This window comes from Streptomyces sp. ATLC9, assembly GCF_057196705.1.
This window is the reverse complement of record NZ_JBXUOY010000077.1, coordinates 1-19,445: the sequence shown is the minus strand read 5'-3', so window position 1 is coordinate 19,445 and position 19,445 is coordinate 1. Positions and strand designations below refer to the sequence as shown.

Annotated in this window: 11 protein-coding genes and 2 pseudogenes; 5 read left to right on the top strand and 8 right to left on the bottom strand. The window is 71.3% G+C overall.

Features of this window, described 5'->3' with window-relative positions; all coding sequences use genetic code 11:
- From AC2CJA_RS11215 to AC2CJA_RS11195, 5 genes and pseudogenes are all read right to left on the bottom strand, one after another.
- Positions 1-91, bottom strand: a 91-nt coding sequence (locus AC2CJA_RS11215) for a helix-turn-helix domain-containing protein (RefSeq protein ID WP_484602524.1), incomplete at its 3' end; no start/stop codon positions are given.
- Between the two features lie 157 nt (positions 92-248).
- Positions 249-905: pseudogene (locus AC2CJA_RS11210) on the bottom strand (helix-turn-helix domain-containing protein); the annotation flags it as partial.
- 242 nt (positions 906-1,147) lie between these two features.
- A complete protein-coding gene (locus tag AC2CJA_RS11205) occupies positions 1,148-2,140 on the bottom strand; it encodes an alpha/beta fold hydrolase (RefSeq protein ID WP_484602523.1) in 993 nt (330 codons plus the stop codon).
- A gap of 197 nt (positions 2,141-2,337) precedes the next feature.
- Positions 2,338-2,578, bottom strand: a pseudogene (locus AC2CJA_RS11200) (hypothetical protein); the annotation flags it as partial.
- Between the two features lie 319 nt (positions 2,579-2,897).
- Entirely contained in the window at positions 2,898-4,433 is a 1,536-nt protein-coding gene (locus tag AC2CJA_RS11195) for a fused MFS/spermidine synthase (RefSeq protein ID WP_484602522.1), read from the bottom strand.
- Positions 4,434-4,615: 182 nt separating this feature from the next.
- Here AC2CJA_RS11195 and AC2CJA_RS11190 point away from each other — a divergent pair, with 182 nt between their 5' ends.
- From AC2CJA_RS11190 to AC2CJA_RS11180, 3 genes are all read left to right on the top strand, one after another.
- On the top strand, positions 4,616-5,170 hold the full coding sequence (locus AC2CJA_RS11190; protein WP_484602521.1) for a TetR/AcrR family transcriptional regulator: 555 nt from the start codon (positions 4,616-4,618) through the stop codon (positions 5,168-5,170).
- On the top strand, positions 5,167-6,699 hold the full coding sequence (locus AC2CJA_RS11185) for an MFS transporter (RefSeq protein WP_484602520.1): 1,533 nt from the start codon (positions 5,167-5,169) through the stop codon (positions 6,697-6,699). Before AC2CJA_RS11190 ends, AC2CJA_RS11185 begins: the two co-directional genes overlap by 4 nt.
- A 98-nt stretch (positions 6,700-6,797) precedes the next feature.
- On the top strand, positions 6,798-7,157 hold the full coding sequence (locus AC2CJA_RS11180; protein ID WP_484602519.1) for an MmyB family transcriptional regulator: 360 nt from the start codon (positions 6,798-6,800) through the stop codon (positions 7,155-7,157).
- A 103-nt stretch (positions 7,158-7,260) separates the two neighbouring features.
- Here the strand turns inward: AC2CJA_RS11180 and AC2CJA_RS11175 are convergent, their stop codons facing one another.
- From AC2CJA_RS11175 to AC2CJA_RS11165, 3 genes are read right to left on the bottom strand one after another with little or no spacing between them, the layout of a single operon-like run.
- Positions 7,261-9,435 (bottom strand): protein kinase family protein, encoded by a 2,175-nt coding sequence (locus AC2CJA_RS11175; protein WP_484602518.1) that lies wholly within the window; start codon positions 9,433-9,435, stop codon positions 7,261-7,263.
- 2 nt (positions 9,436-9,437) lie between these two features.
- Entirely contained in the window at positions 9,438-10,286 is an 849-nt protein-coding gene (locus AC2CJA_RS11170; RefSeq protein ID WP_484602517.1) for a hypothetical protein, read from the bottom strand.
- Positions 10,283-11,176, bottom strand: coding sequence for a VWA domain-containing protein (locus tag AC2CJA_RS11165; protein ID WP_484602516.1), 894 nt, complete (start codon positions 11,174-11,176; stop codon positions 10,283-10,285). The genes AC2CJA_RS11170 and AC2CJA_RS11165 overlap by 4 nt, the downstream gene beginning before the upstream one ends.
- A gap of 427 nt (positions 11,177-11,603) precedes the next feature.
- Here AC2CJA_RS11165 and pglW point away from each other — a divergent pair, with 427 nt between their 5' ends.
- Positions 11,604-16,298, top strand: coding sequence for a BREX system serine/threonine kinase PglW (gene pglW / locus AC2CJA_RS11160; RefSeq protein WP_484602515.1), 4,695 nt, complete (start codon positions 11,604-11,606; stop codon positions 16,296-16,298).
- Positions 16,295-19,396: a BREX-2 system adenine-specific DNA-methyltransferase PglX gene (gene pglX, locus AC2CJA_RS11155; RefSeq protein ID WP_484602514.1), complete on the top strand. Its 3,102-nt coding sequence runs from the start codon at positions 16,295-16,297 to the stop codon at positions 19,394-19,396. The genes pglW and pglX overlap by 4 nt, the downstream gene beginning before the upstream one ends.
- Positions 19,397-19,445 lie beyond the last annotated feature (49 nt).

The window sequence follows — 19,445 nt, the reverse complement described above, 5'->3', positions numbered from 1 at the left end:
CGCAGCCGAACGTGCGCGACAGCTCGGCTGCCTGCGCATCGGTCGGGTAGAAGCGGTACTTGAAAGCCCGCTTCACGTGGGTGGTCTTCACGGCTCACATATTACCCCATCGGTTTGTGACGGAGTGCGGGCAGTTGCGGGTGGACGCCGGTCCGCCCTGGCGGCGAACCGGCGTTCCCTGCCCTGCTCCGCAGGAGCTTCGTTTTCTCCCCGCCCTAAAGGACGGGGTATCCACGAAGGAGAGCCCCGATGACCCGGAGCGTCACGTTACGCCGGGAGATGAGGTCGAGGACGTGGTCGAGCAATTCGCGGGTGACCTCGATCCCGCCGAGACGGCGCATGAAGACGGCCTCCTCGACGATGAAGTCGAAGGTGGTGCCGGGCCTCTCGTGGAGCAACCGCTGCCGCTCCAGACGGGCCCGTACGGTGGCCTCCAGATCCTCGTCCGTGAGGGGTGGGATGTCGTTCTCGCAGAGGGCGCGCATGTACCCCTCCGTCTGCAGCAGCCCAGGCACCAGCCTGCACTCGTACGTGGCCAGGCTCACCGCGAGCCGTTCCAGGCGGGCCCACTGGCGGAACCAGGCTGCCAGGCCCGGTTCGCCGCGTGTCAGGTGCTTGGCGGCCTTGCGCAGGGCGCCGGTGTCGCCGAGGGCGATCTCGGCCAGTTCCACGAACGACTCGTCGGGCATCCGGCGACCCAGCTCCACCGAGGCCACCGTGTGCTTGGAGTACCGCACCCAGGTGCCGAGTTCGGCGCGGCTGAGGCCCGCGTGCTCGCGCAGGGCCTGGACGACGGCCCCGAAGGTGCGCAGGCTGCTCGAGGGGGTCGGCTCCCCTCCCAGGTCCACTGCCGGGTCCGCTCCCGGATCCACTTCATCCGTGGCGCAGGCGTCGTCTGTGGTCATGGGCGGCCCTCCCGGTGCTGTGCTGTACGCGCGGTCTCCCCCGCGGCCGAACCCGCCCAGAGTTACCGAAAGGACCGCGCACCGTCCACCCGGAGTGCGCGTACGGTCACCCGACGTACGCGGTCCGCCGCCGGTGCTCGACAGGACGCTCATCGGCTCGGCCGGCCACACGTAGCCGTACCACCCCGCCATGGTCAGGGCCGCCCGGGTGGTGGGGGCGGAAGCGCGGCAGGAGGGGTGGGTCAGGCGGGCAGGGTGGCGAGCCAGTCGGTCAGCAGGCGGTTGACCTCGGCGGGGCGCTCCTGCTGGATCCAGTGGCCGCAGTCGTCGAGGATGTGGGAGGCCACCAGGCCGGGCAGCGTGGTCGGATACGCCTCGATCGCGTCGGCCAGCCAGGTCGTGGAGGCGTCCAGGCCGCCGCCGACGAACAGCGAGGGCTGGGTGACGGGGGCGCCGTCGTAGGCGGCGAGGTCCTCCCAGTCGCGGTCCATGTTCCGGTAGCGGTTGAGCGCCCCGGTGAATCCGGTGCGCTCGAACTCCCCGGTGTAGAAGTCGAGTTCCTCCTCGCCCAGCCAGGCGGGCAGCCGGCCGGCGGGGAACCGCTCCCGCATCGTCGCGCCCCTGCCGACGAAGTGCGGGTCGGGGGCGCCGGGTGCGGGCATGGTGTCGGCGGACAGGGCCGCGTAGAGGCCCGCGAGCCAGCCGCGCACATCGGGCTCGATCTCGGCCTCGGCGCGGCCGGGCCGCTGGAAGTAGGAGACGTAGAGCTCCTCCTCCCCTCCCATCCCCGCGAAGACGTCGCCGGGGCGCGGGCCGCCGCGCGGGCTGTAGGGGACGCTCAGCAGTCCCACGGCGCGGAAGACCTCCGGCCTGAGCAGCGCGGAGTTCGCGGCGATGGGCGAGCCCCAGTCGTGGCCGACGACCACCGCCGTCTCCTCGCCCAGGGCGCGCACCACCGTGACGTTGTCCTCCACCAGGTGGAGCATCCGGTAGGCGTCCGTCGCGGCCGGTCCGGAGGAGCGGCCGTAGCCGCGCACGTCGATCGCGACCGCGCGGTATCCCGCCGCCGCGATGGCCGGCAGCTGGTGGCGCCAGGAGTACCAGGACTCCGGGAAGCCGTGGACGAGCAGCACCAGCGGCCCGCTGCCCTGCTCCACCAGGTGGATCCGGCCTCCCGGCGAGGGCACCGACCGGTGGGTGGTCTCCGTGGTGTGTCGTCCGTCGTGCTGCGGCACAGGGCCTCCTCAAGGGCCGTGGGGCGCCGCCGTGGGTGCGGACCGGTCCTCTCCGGCCCTCCGGCGGCTCGGCTCCGATCATGTGGAAGCCCCTGCCCGGAGGGCGAGTTCGTTTGCCGGTCCGGCAAACCCCGGTCCCGGCGGCGTTCGGCGGAGCGGTGCCGCCCCCGCGCGGCCGGGGGCGCGCTGTCCGTGCGTCATGCGGTGGGGCCCGGGGCGGAGGACCGCCGGGTGGTGTCCCGCCGGGTGATGGCCTCGGCCACCTGCTCGACGGCGGTGCGCAGACCGGCGTGGTGCTCCCGCAGGCGCCGCTCGGTCACCGCGTCGGCGGCGTCACAGGGCCCGGACGTCCCAGGCCAGGGCCCGGGCGGGGTCCTCGTGGAGGTCCGCCAGGTGGTGCGCGAGGGTGCAGCGGTGCAGCGGGTCGCCGGTGGGGCCGCGAGCATCAGGTGGTGGTCGGGGAACTCCTCCGTCAGCACCCGGCAGTGCCGGTCCTCCCGTCCCGCCATGCGCAGCCGGACGCCGTACGGCGTCGCCTCGGCACGCACCAGGGGGCTGCGGCGCATCTCGCCCGCCGCGACACGCAGTTCGGTGCCGTCGACCGTGGCGGCCCGGACGGTGGCCGCCGGTTCGGCGGAGCCGGCGCGACGAGAAGGACCCGCAGGTCTACCTGCGCTCGGCCGCCGGCCTGAACGCGGACCGCCACCTGGTCCTGGCGGAGGTGGAGTTCTTCCGGCGGGGCTGGCCCGCCGCCCGGTCACCGGCCGCCGCGCGGGCCGTAGGCCTGGAGGAGCTGGTCGACGGGTGCGTAGTCGTCGGTGAGCGGCCGGGCGTCGCCGGTCCAGGAGGTGAGGTCGTCACCGGTGACGACCTTCCAGCCGGTCCGCCGGGCGTCCAGCTCCTCCTGGATCGCGTGCGGGTCGACCGGCCGGCCGGAGGCCAGCACCACCAGATTGCCGCCGTCGGCGTCGGCGGCCGGACCCAGGCCGATGTCGGCCGGGTCCCCGACGAGGGCGACGTGCCCGAAGACCTCTTCGAGGGTGGCGGCCTCGGCGCGCGCGAAGGCCAGATCACCGTGGTCGATGAGGTTGGCGACGTACAGGCCGTCCTCGTCGAGCACCCGCCGCACCTCGGTCAGCGCCTCCACCGTGGTGAGGTGCCAGGGCACGCTGACGCCCCCGAAGGCGTCGCCGACGACGAGGTCGCGGCTGCCGGCGTCCAGCCGCCGCAGACCGAGCCTTCCGTCCTCGACGCGTACGTCGATACCGGCTTCGGAGCCCAGACCGAGCCGGTCGTGGTCGATGCGCACGACCCCGCCGTCGATCTCGGACACGACGCTGCGCGTCCCGGGCCGTGTGGCCGCCAGGTAACGGGGGTAGGTGAGCCCGCCGCCGCCCAGGTGGTGGGCGGCGAGCGGCTCCTCCCGCGCGAAGGCGGCGTCGACCACCGAGGCGATGGCGCGCACGTAGGTGAACTTCAGGTAGGTCGGGTCCTCGATGTCGACGTAGGAGTGCCGCAGGCCGTCCAGGACGAGTGTGCGGCCGCTCTCCCGGCCGGGGTCGGCGACGACCCGCGCGCAGTGGTACCTGGTCTCCGCGTCGCAGCCGCCGGGCGCGACCGTGGTGGCCAGGCCGCCCGCGACGACCGCCAGGGCCAGGGCGGGGGTGCCGCTCCACCCGCGCGTCCGCCACTCCACCAGTGCCGAGCCGGCCACCAGCAGTGTCCCCAGACCGATCAGGATGCCGCTGACCGGCAGGCGCGACACGAGGACGAAGCCGGTCAGGACGGTGCCGAAGATGGCGCCGGCGGTGCCGACGCCGGACAGCCGGCCGACGACCGTCCCGGTCTCGGCGAGGCTGGTCAGGCGCAGCTTGGTCACGATCGGCGTCACCGCGGAGAGCAGCGCGCCCGGCACCAGGATGGTCAGCGACGCGATCGACAGCAGCGCCGGCGGCGCCCACTCCGCGGTGCCGCGCAGCACGGCGGGGGTGAGCGCCACGACCGCCCCCGACACCCCGAGCGAGGGGCCCAGGAGCCGCCGCGGATCGACCCGGTCGGCGACGCGCCCGCCCAGCCAGGAGCCCAGCGCGATCGCGGTGAGGGCGATGCCGATCACCATGGTGCTGGTCTCGAGGGTGAGACCGAGGTAGGGGGCCAGCAGCCGCAGGGCGACGATCTCGACCACCAGGACCGCGGCCGAGGATCCGAACACGAGCACGGCGGCGGCACGGGAGCCCAGACCGCGGCCGAGGGGCACGCGCTCCGCGACGGGCGGGGAAGACGATTCGGTCACATGCGACATCCTCGCATGCGCCGCACCGGCCGAACGAACATGGCGGAAGCCCTCGTTCCCCGCCCGCCCGGGGCCCGTCGGCGGCCCTGCGGAGAGGCGGAACACCGACGCACGCTTGACCGGGACGAGTCGCCCACACATCCAGTGAGACATCTATGTCTCATATGGCCTACCGTTGGCTCATGGGTTTTGATCGTGATCATGCGCTGCGCGTCGCCGCCGATCTGCTGACGCGCAAGGCCACGGCGACGATGGAGGAGGTCGCCCGGAGCGCGGGGATCAGCAGGGCGACGCTGAACCGCCACTTCGCCGGGCGCGACGCCCTGGTCCGCGCCCTGGAGGAGCTGGGCATCGCCGAGTGCGAGGCGGCCCTGGAGGCGGCGCGCCTGGAGGAGGGGCCGGCCGCGGAAGCGGTGCGCCGCCTGGTCCGCGAGATCGAGCCCAGCACGGGCCTGCTCGCCTTCCTCTACTCCGAGAACCAGCTCTTCGAGGGCGAGGAGCGGCATGCGGGCTGGTCCCGCATCGACGAGCGGCTCACCGCCCTGTTCCGCCGGGGCCAGGAGGCCGGTGAGTTCCGCATCGACCTGAGTGCGGTGTGGCTGACCGAGGCCAGCTACGGCCTGCTGGCCGCCGGCGGCTGGGCCGTCGCCGAGGGCCGGGTGGCCCGCAACGACTTCGCCCACATGGTCGTCGAACTGCTGCTCGGCGGCGCGCTGCGGAGGGGGGACGCGTCATGACCGGCACCCTGGGCCCGGCCGGCCGGGATGACACACGGCCGCGCCCGGGCCGCTGGCTCGCCCTGGCCGTCCTGGCCCTGGCCGTGCTGCTCGTGGCGGTGGACGCCACCGTCCTGGGCCTGGCCACGCCCTATCTCAGCGAGGATCTGCAGCCCTCCGGCACCCAGCTGCTGTGGATCGGCGACGCCTACTCCTTCGTGATCGCCGGTCTGCTCATATCCATGGGCAGTCTGGGCGACCGGATCGGCCGCAAGCGCCTGCTGCTGACCGGGGCCACCGCGTTCGGTCTGGTCTCGGTGCTCAACGCCTACGCGCAGACCCCCGAGACGATGATCGCCGCCCGTGCGCTGCTCGGCGTCGCCGGCGCCACGCTGATGCCCTCCACCCTCGCGCTGATCCGCAACCTGTTCCACGATCCCCGTGAGCGCAGCCTGGCCATCGGCATCTGGAGCGCCGCCGCCTCGGCGGGCATGGCGGTCGGCCCGATCGTCGGCGGTGCGCTGCTGGAGCACTTCTGGTGGGGCTCGGTCTTCCTGATCAACCTGCCCGTGATGGCCCTGCTGGTCGCCGTCGGGGCCAGGACGCTGCCGGAGTCGCGCGACCCCTCCCCGGGGCCGTGGGACCTGCCGAGCGTCCTGCTGTCACTGGTCGGCATGGTCGGTGTCGTCTACGCGATCAAGGAGGCCGCCGCCGACGGGGTCACCTGGCCCACTCTCGCCGCCGGTCCGCTGGGCGCGGCCGCCCTCGGGGCCTTCGTCCGGCGCCAGCGCGCGCTGCCCGTCCCGCTGGTCGACGTCCGGCTGTTCCGCAACCGCGGCTTCAGCGGCGCCGTCCTGGCGAACCTGCTGACCATCCTCGGGCTGTCCGGGCTGCTGTTCTTCCTCTCCCAGTACCTGCAGCTGGTCCAGGGCCGGCGCCCCATCGAGGCGGGCATCGCCGAACTGCCGGCCGCCGCGGGCGCGGTCGTGGCCGGTCTGGTCGCCGGCGCCGCGGCACGGCGCTTCTCGGTGCGCGCGGTCGTCTCCGGCGGCCTGGCCGTCATCGGCCTGTCCCTGGCCGCGCTGACCACGATCGGCCAGTCCACCGGCTACCCCCTGCTCGGCACCGCCCTGCTGGTCGTCGGCTTCGGCGCCGGACTGTCGCTCACCACCACCTCCGACGTCATCCTCACCGCCGTCCCCAGGGAACAGGCCGGCGCCGCCTCGGCGGTCTCGGAGACGGCCTACGAACTGGGCACCGCACTGGGCATCGCCCTGCTGGGATCGGTCGTCACCAACACCTACCGGGGCTTCACCGGGCCGCCCGGGACCCCGCAGGCGGCCCACGAGTCGCTGGGCGGAGCCGTCGTGGCCGCCGCCCGCCTGCCCGCCGACGCGGCCGCCGCCCTGCTGGAAGCGGCCCGCGAGTCCTTCGTCGACGGCGTGGCCCTCGCCGCCGGCGTCGGCGCCGCCCTGCTGCTGCTCGCCTCGGCCGTCGCCTGGTTCCTGCTGCGCGACCGGAACCCGGCCGGCGAGCCCGTCCGGCGCTGAGACACACCGGGAGACGAGGAGGACGTGGATCCGGCACCCACCCCCGGGGGAAGGAAGCACGCCGGCAGGCGGCTCCCGCCGGTCCGTGCGGCCGCGCCGTGGACGACGGCCGCCTGCACCTGTACCGGATCGCGGGGACGGCGCCCCTGCCCCGCCACGGAGGCGGCGCCGAGCGGGCCGATCCCCGTCTGCGGGCCCTGGCCGAGTCGTGGGACCGCACACCGGCCCTGGTCCTGGGGCGGGCCTACGACGTTCTGGCCGCGAACACGCTGGGACGCGCCGTTTTCCGCCACCTCCACCCCGGCGCGAACCTGCTGCTCGCGGTGTTCCTCGATCCGTCGGCCCGCTCGTTCCACGCCGACTGGGAGACGGCCGCGGCCAACGCCGTCGCGGAGTTCCGCTTCCTGGAGGGCGCCCGGCCGCCCACAGCCGGACCCCGGGGAGAAGTCGCGGAGTGAGGTGATCACCCGGTGATCCGGCGCGGAGGGCGTAACCGGCGCCGGTGAGCCCGGCCGCGGCGTCGGCCTCCGCGCCGACGCCGCCCGCGGGCGGGGCACGACCTCAGTGACCGAGGTAGAGGAACCGGAGGTAGCTCGCGTACGACAGTTCACGCTGCCTGAGCCTGGCGGCTTCGATGGATGCGCTCAACGTTCCATGGAGCGCGCTGTTCCGCTGGAGCACGACCGCACGCCGGCTGAACTCCTGCCGCTGCCGCCGGGCCCGGTCACCCGCGAGCACGTTCTCCCGGCTGAGCCGTTCCTGACCGTCTTCCAACTCCTTCCGCGCTTTCGCACGCCGGGCATCGGCCTCGGTCTCCACAGCCTTGCGCTGGGCGGTGAGCTGGGCCCGGCGGCGGGTAACGCCCTGCTCGATCGACTGTCGCTCCGACTTGTTGAGCGTGGTCGGCTGCCGTGCTTCGGCGGAAGCGACCAGGCCTCTGCGCCAGGCGTCGAGGGCGATGGCTTTGGCCTCACCGATGCCGTGTACGTCGACAGTCCGGCCATTGCTCAGGACGAGTACGGCGCCGGTGTTGTTGTAGTGGGTGTTCCGCACGGCCCGGTAGCCCTTGAAGTCGGCTGCTGTGCGGATACCCGCGGCCGCGAGCCGAGCGGCCAGTGTCACCCCGATGCCGTGGGGCGGGGACTGGGCGATCAACCGCCGGCTGAGCCGGTCCCGCACGTATGCGGACTGCTTGGCGGCGAGTGCCTTGTCCAGGGCTCTGCGGAGTTCCTCCCCGAGCCCGCCGATCCTCTTGTCGATGTCGCGCTGCTTGCGGATCTTGCGTTCCTCGATCTCCTTGAGCTCGGCACGGTAGTGGGCTGTGAGCTTGTCCTGGGCACGCGAGTGGGCGTTGGTCCGCTTCACCTCCGCCGCGTCGAACTTCGCCCGGTCGTTGCGCAGCTTCTCGGCCGCTGTGTCCGGGTCCTCGAGCCGGGCCAGTTCGCCCGTCAGCCGGGTGAGGTCGGCGCGTGACCGTGCCCACTCCGGCCGACGGCGCCGGGCGAACGCGGTGAACGCGACGGCAGCGACGACGGGCGCACTCGGCAGCGGCGCCGGGAGTCCCGCGACGACCATCAGGACGGTCGCGGCCACCATGAACGGCCAGAGCACGGCCGTGACGATGTCCAGCGACATCCGGACGTGGAAGCCGTCCGACGAGGTTACGGAGGGGCCGGCCGGTGGTGGCTCGGCCTGCCGGGGGACGTGTCCTGCCATCCAGCCGGGCAGTCCGCCCGTACCAGGAGCAGCGGCCGCACCAGGAGCCGGGGGCGGGGCGGCCGCCGTCGCGCCGCCCTGCGGCACGGCGACGACCTGGGCGAGCGGAGGAAGCATCTCCAGCGGCTGAAAGGCCAAGGACCTCACCTGGTCGGCGAGGCCGCTCACCGTCCGGTCGGGGTGGGCCAGTAGCGTCTGCAGACCTGTGGAGCCACTCGGATTCCTGAAGTCCTCCTCGGTGAGCAGCAGGAATTCCCCACTCGGCTCGTGCAGCCGGTTCCAGAGCGCGGGGTCGGCGGCGATCGCCTTGAGCGACAGGAAGATGACCCAGGCGGAGAACCGGTCCAGGATCGCCCCGAAGTCGTCGTTCCCTCGCATGGGCGACTGGTAGTTGCGGTGCCCTCGCTCGGTGCCGCCCAGGCCGGCGAGCGCCGGCACGTACATGCCGTCGTAATCGACCAGGCGCAAGGTGTCGTCAGGCGCGACGAGCAGGTTGCCGTGCTGAAGGTCACCGTGGGCTATCTGGTGGGTCGCCAGGTCACGGGTCAACGCCTCGAACCGGCCTGCCAGACGATCGACGGCGAACCGGTCGCCGTGGTTGTCGTCGAGCCAGGACGACAGGGTGACGGCCTCGCACCACTCCATCTTCAGGACCGGATAGCGCTCCTGCCCGACGCTGATCTCGTCAGGAAGGTACTCGAAGCCCAGATTCCACGGCTGGGAGAGTTCGGCCGGGTCCAACCGGGCGAGTCGGGAGCTGATGGCCCGGTAACGGCGTTCCTGGTCTGGAACGTGGCGCGTGAAGCATTTGACCGCGTACCGCTGGCCCGACGCGGTCGAGGTCAACGAGAACACGCTCGCGAAGGCACCGGAGATGGCGCGGGGCAGACCGAGTCCGGTCAGTTCCGGCCGTGCGCCTTTGAGCTCGGGATGCCGGAAGCACAGGTGCGTGTGCTGCAGCGCCTCCGCGTAGTCGGCGCCGCTGGGGAACTGCCGCTGTGGAGAGGTGGACGGGCCCACGTTCACCGCCCTTCGAAGTCGATCCGTACGACCGCCACGTCGTCGTTGCGCAGTTGTCCGCAGTCCCGCAGACCGTTCAGCCAGTCCTGGAACCCGTCCCGGTCGTCGGGGCCTGCGAACTCCAGCAACTGGCGTACCGCGTCGTCCTGGTCCGGGGCCGACAGGAACCACGCGGCCAGGGCGTCGGTCATGAGGAGCAGCCGGTCGCCGGGCCGGCATCGGCCTTCGGTGAACCGCGTACGGCAGGACAGCAGCGCCACGTCGTGGTTGCGGCTGCCGAAGAGGTCGGGGGTGGCGCCGAACTCTTCGACGGCCCCCACCGGGAACGCCTGTACCAGCCGGTCGTCGTGCAGGTGGAACAGGCAGCTGTCCCCCAGGGCGGCAGCCCGCCACCGCCACGCCGGTTCGGCCGTCTCGTGGTGGAAGCCGGGGTCCGGATCGACGCGCACCGTGAGCAGCGTCGCGTAGGCGCCTTCGGCGAGCTTGGTGTGCTCGTACCACTTCAAAGGGCGCCCCTCCGCGACGCGCGCCTGCGTGTATCGCACCAGCCAGGGGTCCCACCCAGCCACCACCGACGACGCGAACTCCTCGAAGGCGGCCCCGCCGGCCAGCAGGTCCGGTTGTGCCAGGGCGTGTTCGGCCGCCGCACGGGACAGCAGCCGGGCCCAGTCCTTGGCCAGTGCGCTTTCCGTCGCACCGTCGCAGACGCCCGCTGTGACGGGCTCGCGCAGCATGTCGTCGTGTGGGCGGCTCGGCAGGACGGCTACGGCGTCCTCGCACTCGTCCTCGGCACTCCCGTGCTTCGGGGCTACGAGGTGCGTGACGTACACGCAGGAGAGAGAGGTCGTCACCGCAGTTCGGTGGCCCGGGTGCCGATGTCGAGGAACTGCACGACCGTGGTGATGTCCGCGTTGTAGACGAAGCCGCGGGTCGTCTCGCTGACCCGTTGACCCTGGGATGCGGCGTAGGAGCGCATGTGGCTGGGCAGCGGGCTCGACATGGAGAAGAGCGTGCGGGCGTAGCTGTCGGGAAGGCCGTCGGCGGTGTCGGGGAAAGCCGTGGGGGTGCCGCCTGCGGCGGAGACGTGCAGGTTGAACAGCAGAGCCGCACCGTCGGCGGTGGCGTGCGAGGTGATGGCCTCGGCGGCCGCGGTGGGGTCGCCGTCGGTCGACTCCCCGTCCGTCAGGTTGATGACGATAGGCGGGAAACCGGCCGGGTAGCTCTCCGTCCAGCCGGCGACGAGGTTCTCGGCATAGCGAAGGGCCCGGTTCATCGGGGTTCCGCCGTGTGCTACCGGGTCCATCCACAGCGGGAAGTTGACCACGGTCTCCACCAGGCCCCCGGCACCGTCGGGCACCTTCTTGCCTCGCTCGTCGATCCGGGCCGGATTGTCCGCCACCTCGCTGAGGGGGACGATGTCGCGGCCGGCGAGCGAGCCGGCGAACGCCGAGCCCACGGTGGTGCCGTATCCGACGACCGCGACGTGGAAGTAGTCCCGTACGCCCTCCTCCTTCGCGCACTTGACCGAGAGTTCGGTCAGGAGGCGGTTGATGGCGTCGGCGACGACGTCCGCCTTCCGCTGGGGGACCTCACCGCCGATGGGGTCGCTCATGGAGGTCGACTGGTCGACGAGGAAGATGATGCTCGTCGGATTGCTGCGGCTGATCTCGGCCGTGTACGGCACGGGGCCCTCCTGGCGGGCTGCTGGGAAGTCGGTGATGCGGAGGAGCTCATACGGCACGCCGGCTTCCGGCCGCCGGCGCACACGCCGGGATGCCGAGACCCCCGACCGGATCGTAGTGTCGTTTGTTCGGCACAGGAGTGGACTCGGCCAGAATGCGCCGCGACGGGATGCCGCTTCGCAGGGCGGCCTGCCCTGCGGCCACCGCGCGGCGTCGGGTGTTCGGCCGAGCAGCGTGGCCGAGGCCGTACGCCCTGCCGGGGTTCTCCGTGCCGGCATCCTCACTGTGCGCTCGACCGGACCGGGTTCCGCATCCGGAGCCGCCGGAGGGCGGCCCCACCGCCACCGCCTCCGCCGAAGCCGTACCTCTTGTCGGCGGCCACCACTAGGATTCACCGGGTCCGCGACGCGGTGGAAACGGTACGAAAGGCCGGGGGCCCGGAGTGGACGGCCACGGGAGACAGAGTGCAAGAGGCGGGGACGGCGCATGCGGGAAGGCCGGTGGACCACGGTCACCGAGTCCGAGTTCGACCATGAGCACCGTGGCCTGGAAGCCATCCGGGAGAGGCTGCCGGACGCCGATCCCTGGCGGGCCTGGTCGAACTTCACCTTCACCGCCCACACCGGTCACGTCCGCGAGGTCGACCTGCTCGTCGTCGCCCCCGGCGGCGTCCACATGATCGAGCTGAAGGACTGGCACGGCTCCGTGGCCAGTGAGAACGGCACCTGGGTCCAGACCACGCCGGCCGGCCACCGCCGCCCCCACGGCAACCCCCTCCACCTCGTCAACAAGAAGGCCAAGGAGCTGGCCTCGCTGCTCGGCCGGCACGGCGGGCGGGTCTGGGTCGGGGAGGCCGTCTGCTTCACCGACGGCGGCCTGCGCGTCCGCCTGCCCGCCCACGACCGGAACGGCGTGTACACCGTCGATGAGCTGGTCGCGATGCTGAAGCGGCCCCCGCGCGACGAGCGGCGCCGGATCTCCGCCGGCGACTCCCGTGAGATCAGGGCCGCGCTGGACCGGATCGGCATCCGCAGGAGCGAGGCCGAGTACAAGGTCGGCCCCTACCAGTTGGAGCGGAAGTCCTTCGACTCGGGACCGACCTGGGCCGACTACGAGGCGCACCACAGCGAGCTGCCCGAGGTGGCCAGGGTCCGCGTCTACCTGAGCGAGCGCGGGTCGGAGGCGTCGATCCGGCGGTCGGTGGAGAACGCGGCCCGCCGCGAGGCGGCGGTCCTGCAGCGGTTCCGGCATCCTGGTGTCGTCCAGCTCAGGCAGTACTACCCGTCGGGGCACGCGGCGGGTTCCGCGCTGATCTTCGACTACGACCCGCGGACGCTCCGCCTGGACGAGTACCTGCTCCAGTACGGCAAGGGGCTGGACATCCTCGGCCGGATGGCGCTGGTCCGCCAGCTCGCCGAGACGATGCGCTCGGCGCACTCCGCCCGCATCCACCACCGGGCGCTGGCCCCCCGCGCCATCCACGTCGTCCCCCGCCACCGGGGCCGCCGCGGGCGGACGGCCGGTGAGGACACCCCCTGGCTCACCCCCCGTCTGGAGATCTCGGACTGGCAGATCGCCACCCAGCGCGCCTCCGGCTCCGAGGGCGGCAGCGGCCGGGGCATGACCCGCTTCGCCCCGACTGCGCTGTCGGCGATGCACCTGTCGGAGGGCTCCGACCCCTACTTCGCCCCGGAGCTGACCGCGCTCAGGGCCGATCCGGTGTACCTGGACGTGTACGGCCTCGGCGTCCTGACCTATCTGCTGGTCACCGGCAGGGCCCCGGCCGCGAGCCAGGCCGAACTGCTGGCCCGCCTGGAGGCCGGCGAGGGTCTGCGCCCCAGCTCGCTGGTCGACGGCCTCTCCGAGGACATCGACTTCCTCGTCCAGGCGGCGACCGCCTACCGGCCCGGGCAGCGCCTGTCCTCGGTGGACGAGTTCCTGGAGATGCTGGAGATCGTCGAGGACGGCCTGACCGCGCCGTCCCCGGCCGCCGGGTCCGAGCCCGCCGACTCCGCCGGGGACGCCGGGAAGGATCCGCTGGAGGCGGTGGCCGGCGACGTGCTCGGCGGGCGCTGGGAGGTCCGCCGCCGCCTGGGCACCGGCTCCACCAGCCGGGCCTTCCTCGTCCGCGATCTTCAGGCCGAGGCGCGCAGGACCCGGCCGCTGGCCGTCCTGAAGGTCGCCCTCTCGGACGGCCGGGGCCAGGTGCTGGTCCAGGAGGCCGAGGTGATGAACCGGCTGCGTCCCGACTCCCGGGTGATCCGGCTGGTCGAGCCGGAGCCCCTGCGCATCGGGGACCGCACCGTCCTCGCCCTGGAGTACGTGGGCGACGAGCGGGAGGGCCTCGAGCAGGACCCGGAGACCGCCGAGACCGGTACCCGTACGCGCACCCGCCGTCGCGAGGAGACGGTCGCGCGCCAGTTGCGCGAGCACGGCCGTCTGCAGATGGACCAGTTGGAGGCGTACGGCGACTACCTGTTCGGCGCCGTCGACTTCCTGGAGGGCGAGGGGGTCTGGCACCGCGACATCAAGCCGGACAACATCGCCATCCGCGTCCGCCCCAACCGCACCCGCGAGCTGGTCCTCATCGACTTCTCGCTGGCGGGTTACCCGGCGAAGGACTACGCGGCCGGGACGGAGGGCTACCTCGACCCGTTCATCGGCACCCTGACCCGCACCGCCTACGACTCGCACGCCGAGCGGTACGCCGTCGCCGTCACCCTCCACCAGATGGCCTCGGGCGAGCTGCCCAGGTGGGGCGACGGCTCGGTTCCGCCCCGGATGACAGATTCAAAGGAGTTCCCCTACCCCACCATCCAGGCCGACGCCTTCGAGCCGGCCGTACGGGACGGCCTGGTCGCCTTCTTCCGCAAGGCCCTGCACCGGGACGCGTCCCGGCGCTTCCCCGACCTGAAGCCAATGCGGGACGCCTGGAAGAAGATCTTCCTGGACGCCTCGCAGGCGGTGCCGTCCAGCCACCGCTCCCGCCACCCCGAACCCGCCCCGCGGCAGGATCCGGCCGGTCGGCGCGCCGCGGCGATCGCGGACGCCGAACCCCTGACCGCCGACGAGCGGCGCGAGCGCCTCGCGGCGGCGGTCACCCGGGACACCCACCTGTCCGCCGCCGGTCTCACCCCGGCCGCCGAGTCCTTCCTCTACGGCCTCGGGATCACCACCGTGGGCGGCCTCCTCGACTACAGCCGCAGCAAGCTCCTCAACGCGCCGGGCCTGGGCACCAGGACGCGCACCGAGGTGCAGCGCCGCCAGCGTCAGTGGGGCAGGCTGCTGCGCGAGGCGCCGCTCTCCCCGCTCACGCCGAAGGGCCGGGCGGAGGCCAGGGAGGAACTGGCCCAGCTCACCGCCGTCGAGTCGGCCGTCGCCGGAGCCCTCGCGGCCGGCGAGGGAGCGGCCGGGCTGACGGAGTCCGCCCTGCGCTCGGTGAGCCTGGACACCCTCGCCACGCTGTTCGTCCCCGAGCTGAACAACAACCGCTCCAACGCCAACAAGGTCGAGATGGTCCGGCTGCTGCTGCGTCTGCCGGACGCACACGGCGAGCTGCCCGGCATCGGCGTGTGGCCCAAGCAGAAGGACGTGGCCGAGGCACTCGGACTGTCCGCCGGACGCATCCCGCAGATGCTGAAGGAGGAGCGCAAGCGCTGGAGGAAGCTGCCCGCGGTCCAGGCCCTGCGGGACGAGATCGTGGAGCTGCTGGAGGGCCTGGGCCGGGTCGCCTCCGCCGTGGAGATAGCCGACGCGCTCGCCGTACGGCGCGGTACGCAACTGCCGGGCCGCGAGCAGCGGCGCGCGCTCGCCCTGGCGGCCGTCCGGGCCGTCGTCGAGGTGGAGCAACTCCAGCCGGAGGAGGCCGAGTTCCAGCACCAGCCCAACCGCAGGGCGACCGAGGAGGCGCTGGCGGCCGGGCTGCTCGCGCTGGACGTCCGCGAGGGCGACGCCCCCGACACCCCGACGGCTCCGGGCCTCCTGGACTACGCCACCCGGCTGGGGAGGACCGCCGACCGGCTGGCCCGCCTGGAGACCCTGCCCACGGCCACGACCGTGCTGAGCGAGCTGGGCGCGCTGACCCCGCCGCCGGGCGTGGTCGACTGGGACGAGCGGCGCCTGGTCGAGCTGGCCGCCGCCGCGTCCGTCAACGCGGCGGCCACCCCCCGCCTGGAGATCTACCCGCGCGACCTGCCGCTGGTGCGGGCACTGCGCCTGACCCAGGCCGGACTGGTCCGGCTGAACCCGGGCGTCCCCGAGGCATGGCAGCCGGGCCTGCGCCCGGAGGACGTCCACGAGCGGGTACGGGCCCGCTTCCCCGAGCTGGTCGTCAGGGACGCCCGGGGCAGGAGCACGCGTGAACTGCCGACCGGCGGCCCGCTGACGAAGGCGCTGCGCGAGGCCGGCTTCGACCTCGCCCTGTCGACGCACGAGGACTCCGGGAAGCCGCGCTACCTGCCCACGCGCCTGGACGACGCGTCCAGCTACCTGACGGGCGTGGCGGGACGGCAGTCCACCGTCGTGGGCGCGGCGACCCGGTACTCGGACGACCCGCTGCTCGCGGGCGCGGTGCGAGCCGACGAACGGCTGCTGGCCTCGGCCCGGCGGGACGGCTACCGGGTGCTGACCGTGCACCACGGCCGCACGGTCGAGGCGGTACGGGAGCTGTCGGCCGAGCGCGTCGGCGCCCGGCCGGTCTCGGTGACGAAGCTGTTCCTGGAGTCCCTGCACGCGCTGGTCCCGCCGGGCACGAAGCCGACGTGGGAGACGCTGCTGAAGGCGGACGTGGCCGAGCCGGGGTCGCGGGGCGCGCTGAAGTTCACCGAGTACGCCCGTACGGCGTGGGGGGCGGTCGAGCCGCGGATACGGGAACTGCTCGCGCCGGGGGCGGGGACGGGCCCGGTCCTCCTGACGGAGGTGGCGGTCTTCGCCCGCTACGACGCGATGGGCGTCCTGGACCGGCTGGCGGAGGCTGCCCGGCGGGGCGGGCGCGGGCTGTGGCTGCTCGTGCCGCAGCCGGACCCGGCGCGCGAACCGAAGCTGGGGCAGGTGGCGGTGGCGTACCAGGCGGGCCTGGGCGAGTGGATCGAACTGCCGGACTCGTGGGTGCGCAACGCCCACCGGGCCGGCGCGATGAGGGCGGGAATGAAGAAGAACGGCAGCGAGGGAGACGCCAGGTGATCGACCGCAAGGCCCTGTTAGGCGACCTGAAGGGGCAGGTCAAGGCGGCCGAGGCCGATCTGCGGAGCCAGGTGGGGGAGGTCGCGGAGGTCGGGACGCGGCTGCGCGCCGAGTACGACCGGGCGCGCGGGCTCGGCCGTACGGCGGCGACGTGGAACTCCTGGCTGGACGAGCGGGTCACCCAGGTCGCGGTGGCGTGGGTGCTGGGCACGGTCTTCGTCCGCTTCTGCGAGGACAACCGCCTGATCCCGGAGCCGTACCTGACCGCTCCGGAGCCTGACCGGCGCGACCTGGCACTGGCCCGGTTCGAGGAGTACGTCGCGCGGTCCGAGGACCCGACGTACCGGGGCTGGCTCGAGCAGGCTTTCGAGGAACTGGGCGCGGGGCAGGCGGGACGGCTGCTGTTCGACCGGCGGCACAACCCGCTGTACCAGATCCCCTTGTCGCACGACGGCGCGCGGGACCTGGTGGACTTCTGGCGCGCGCGGGACGAGGAGGGCGTACTCGTCCACGACTTCCGGGACCCGCTGGAGGAGGACGGCGACGGGACGCGGGGCTGGGACACCCGTTTCCTGGGCGACCTGTACCAGGACCTGAGCGAGGCGGCTCGCAAGACGTACGCGCTGCTCCAGACCCCGGAGTTCGTGGAGGAGTTCATCCTCGACCGGACGATGGACCCGGCCGTGCGGGAGTTCGGGTACGAGGGCCTGAAGATGATCGACCCGACGTGCGGGTCAGGGCACTTCGTGCTGGGTGCGTTCCGGCGGCTGGTCCGGCTGTGGGCGGACGGCCGACCGGGCAAGGACGTGCACGAGCGGGTGCGCGAGTCACTGGACTCGGTCCACGGGGTGGACCTGAACCCGTTCGCGGTGGCCATCGCCCGGTTCCGCCTGCTGGTGGCGGCGATGGCGGCCAGTGGGGTGCGGACGCTGGCGGAGGCCGCGAAGTACGAGTGGCCGATCCACCTGGCGGTGGGCGACTCGCTCATCAAGCACCGGCACAAGCAGGGCAATCTGTTCGACGGCTTGGAGGAGGAGGGCGCCGATGAGCTGGCCGACTTCAAGTACGAGACGGAGGACCTGCACGAGCATCCGGGAATTCTGACACCGGGGCGGTATCACGTGGTGGTGGGGAATCCGCCGTATATCACAGTGAAGGACAGGAAACTTAACGCGCTTTATCGAGGCCTGTACGACGCCTGCGCGGGGACATATGCATTGTCGGTACCGTTTGCCCAGCGATTTTTCGAGCTGGCGAAGGCGGGGGACACGGAAAGCGGAGTTGGATATGGCCTTGTCGGACAAATCACCGCCAACTCTTTCATGAAGAGAGAGTTTGGCACCCGGCTCATTGAGACGTACTTTGGCCACCAAGTAGAGCTGACGGAGGTAATCGACAGCTCAGGAGCTTATATCCCCGGACACGGAACTCCGACAATAATTTTGATTGGGCGCCGACGAGGAGGAAACTGGCGATCGACAACCATCCGGACGGTGCGTAGCGTGCAGGGTGAACCAACTGCACCCGAAGTTGCCGAAGACGGGCTTGTATGGCAAGCGATTGTCAGCCAAATCGATCGACCGGGATCAATAAGCCAGTGGGTTTCTGTGGACGATTTGGAGCGCAATCGGCACTTTAGCCAACAACCTTGGATCATGACGGCCGGCGGACGAGAGATGGTAGAACGACTCTCAGAAGCCACGGATGCAACCTTGAGTCAAGTAGCTGAAGCCATCGGGCGGACTACCCACACAGGGCTTGACGAGGCTTTTTACCTCACACACAGCGCTGTCGCCACACGAGGGATTTCTGAGTATGTTCCAGTAGTCCGTGGAGACGGAGTGCGTGACTATACGATCACCTCTGACACCTGCACAATTTTCCCTTACAACTCGAAGGGCGAGAGGCGAGAAGTCAGCCGAGCTGAATATCGGTATCTGTGGCCCAACCGCACTTCACTTCAACAACGCGTGGACTTTGGCCAGACACCAGCTCAACGCGGGTTGCGATGGTACGACCACAGCATGTTTTTCCCAAAACGCTTTCGATCTAAGTATTCGATCGCGTTTCCTTTCGTCGCAACACAGGCACATTTCGCCATGGATCGCGGCGGAAAGGCATTCAATCGAACTTCACCCGTTATAAAACTTAAAGAAGATGCAGGCGAACGAGATTACATCAACCTCCTCGGGGTACTCAACAGTTCGACTGCCGGCTTCTGGCTAAAGATGATGAGCCACAGCAAAGGGGCAGAGGGGCACCAATCAGGAATCAAAACGGAGCTCTGGGAGCAATTCCACGAATTCACCGGAACAAAGTTGCAGAATTTCCCTCTACCCACTCAAAATCCGACTAATTTTGCGGTCGCACTGGACGCCACTGCCCAGCAGCTCACAGACTCTCTTCTTTCCGTTCTTAAAATTGGCGCCACCTCCACAATTTCTACCCTCCGCGAGGCTTATGCCACTTGGCTTTCAACCCACGCCCGGATGATTTCCCTTCAAGAGGAGCTGGATTGGCAGGTCTACTCGCTCTACAACCTGCACTCCGAGGATCTGCGCCTCTCTGAGGACCCCGACTCCCCTAACATCCCGGAACTCGCCCTCGGGGAGCGGGCCTTCGAGATCGTGCTCGCGCGACGGGTAGCCGCAGGCGAGGCCAGCGACGAGTGGTTCAAGCGGCATGGATCCACGCCCATCACCGAGATCCCCGATCACTGGCCTGCTGCCTACCGCGAGGTCGTTCAGAAGCGGATCGACGCCATCGAGTCGTCCCGTGCCATCGGCATGATCGAGCGACCCGAATACAAACGGCGCTGGGCCACCGAAGGGTGGGACGCACTTCAGGAGAAGGCACTCAAGGGCTGGCTGCTGGACCGGATCGAGGACCGTTCCCACTGGTTCGACGAGAACGACATGCCCGCGCTCGTCAGCCTCTCCCGGCTCATCGACAACCTGTCCCGTGACGAGGACTTCGTCTCCGTCGCGAAGATCTACGCCCCCCACAAGGAACTGCCCACCGTCGTCGCCGAGCTAGCCTCGAAGTTTCGTGACGGTCCGCCGACGGAGTCGGTGGACCGTTTTCGTGCCGTGGGCTGAGGCTGGGCAGGCCGACGGCCCGGCTGTCGCGTCGGGTGGGCGCCGGGTT

Coding starts and splice junctions, on each gene's coding strand:
- AC2CJA_RS11190 (WP_484602521.1), top strand. CDS start 4,616: ATGGGTTTTGATCGTGATCATGCGCTGCGCGTCGCCGCCGATCTGCTG.
- AC2CJA_RS11185 (WP_484602520.1), top strand. CDS start 5,167: ATGACCGGCACCCTGGGCCCGGCCGGCCGGGATGACACACGGCCGCGC.
- pglW (WP_484602515.1), top strand. CDS start 11,604: ATGCGGGAAGGCCGGTGGACCACGGTCACCGAGTCCGAGTTCGACCAT.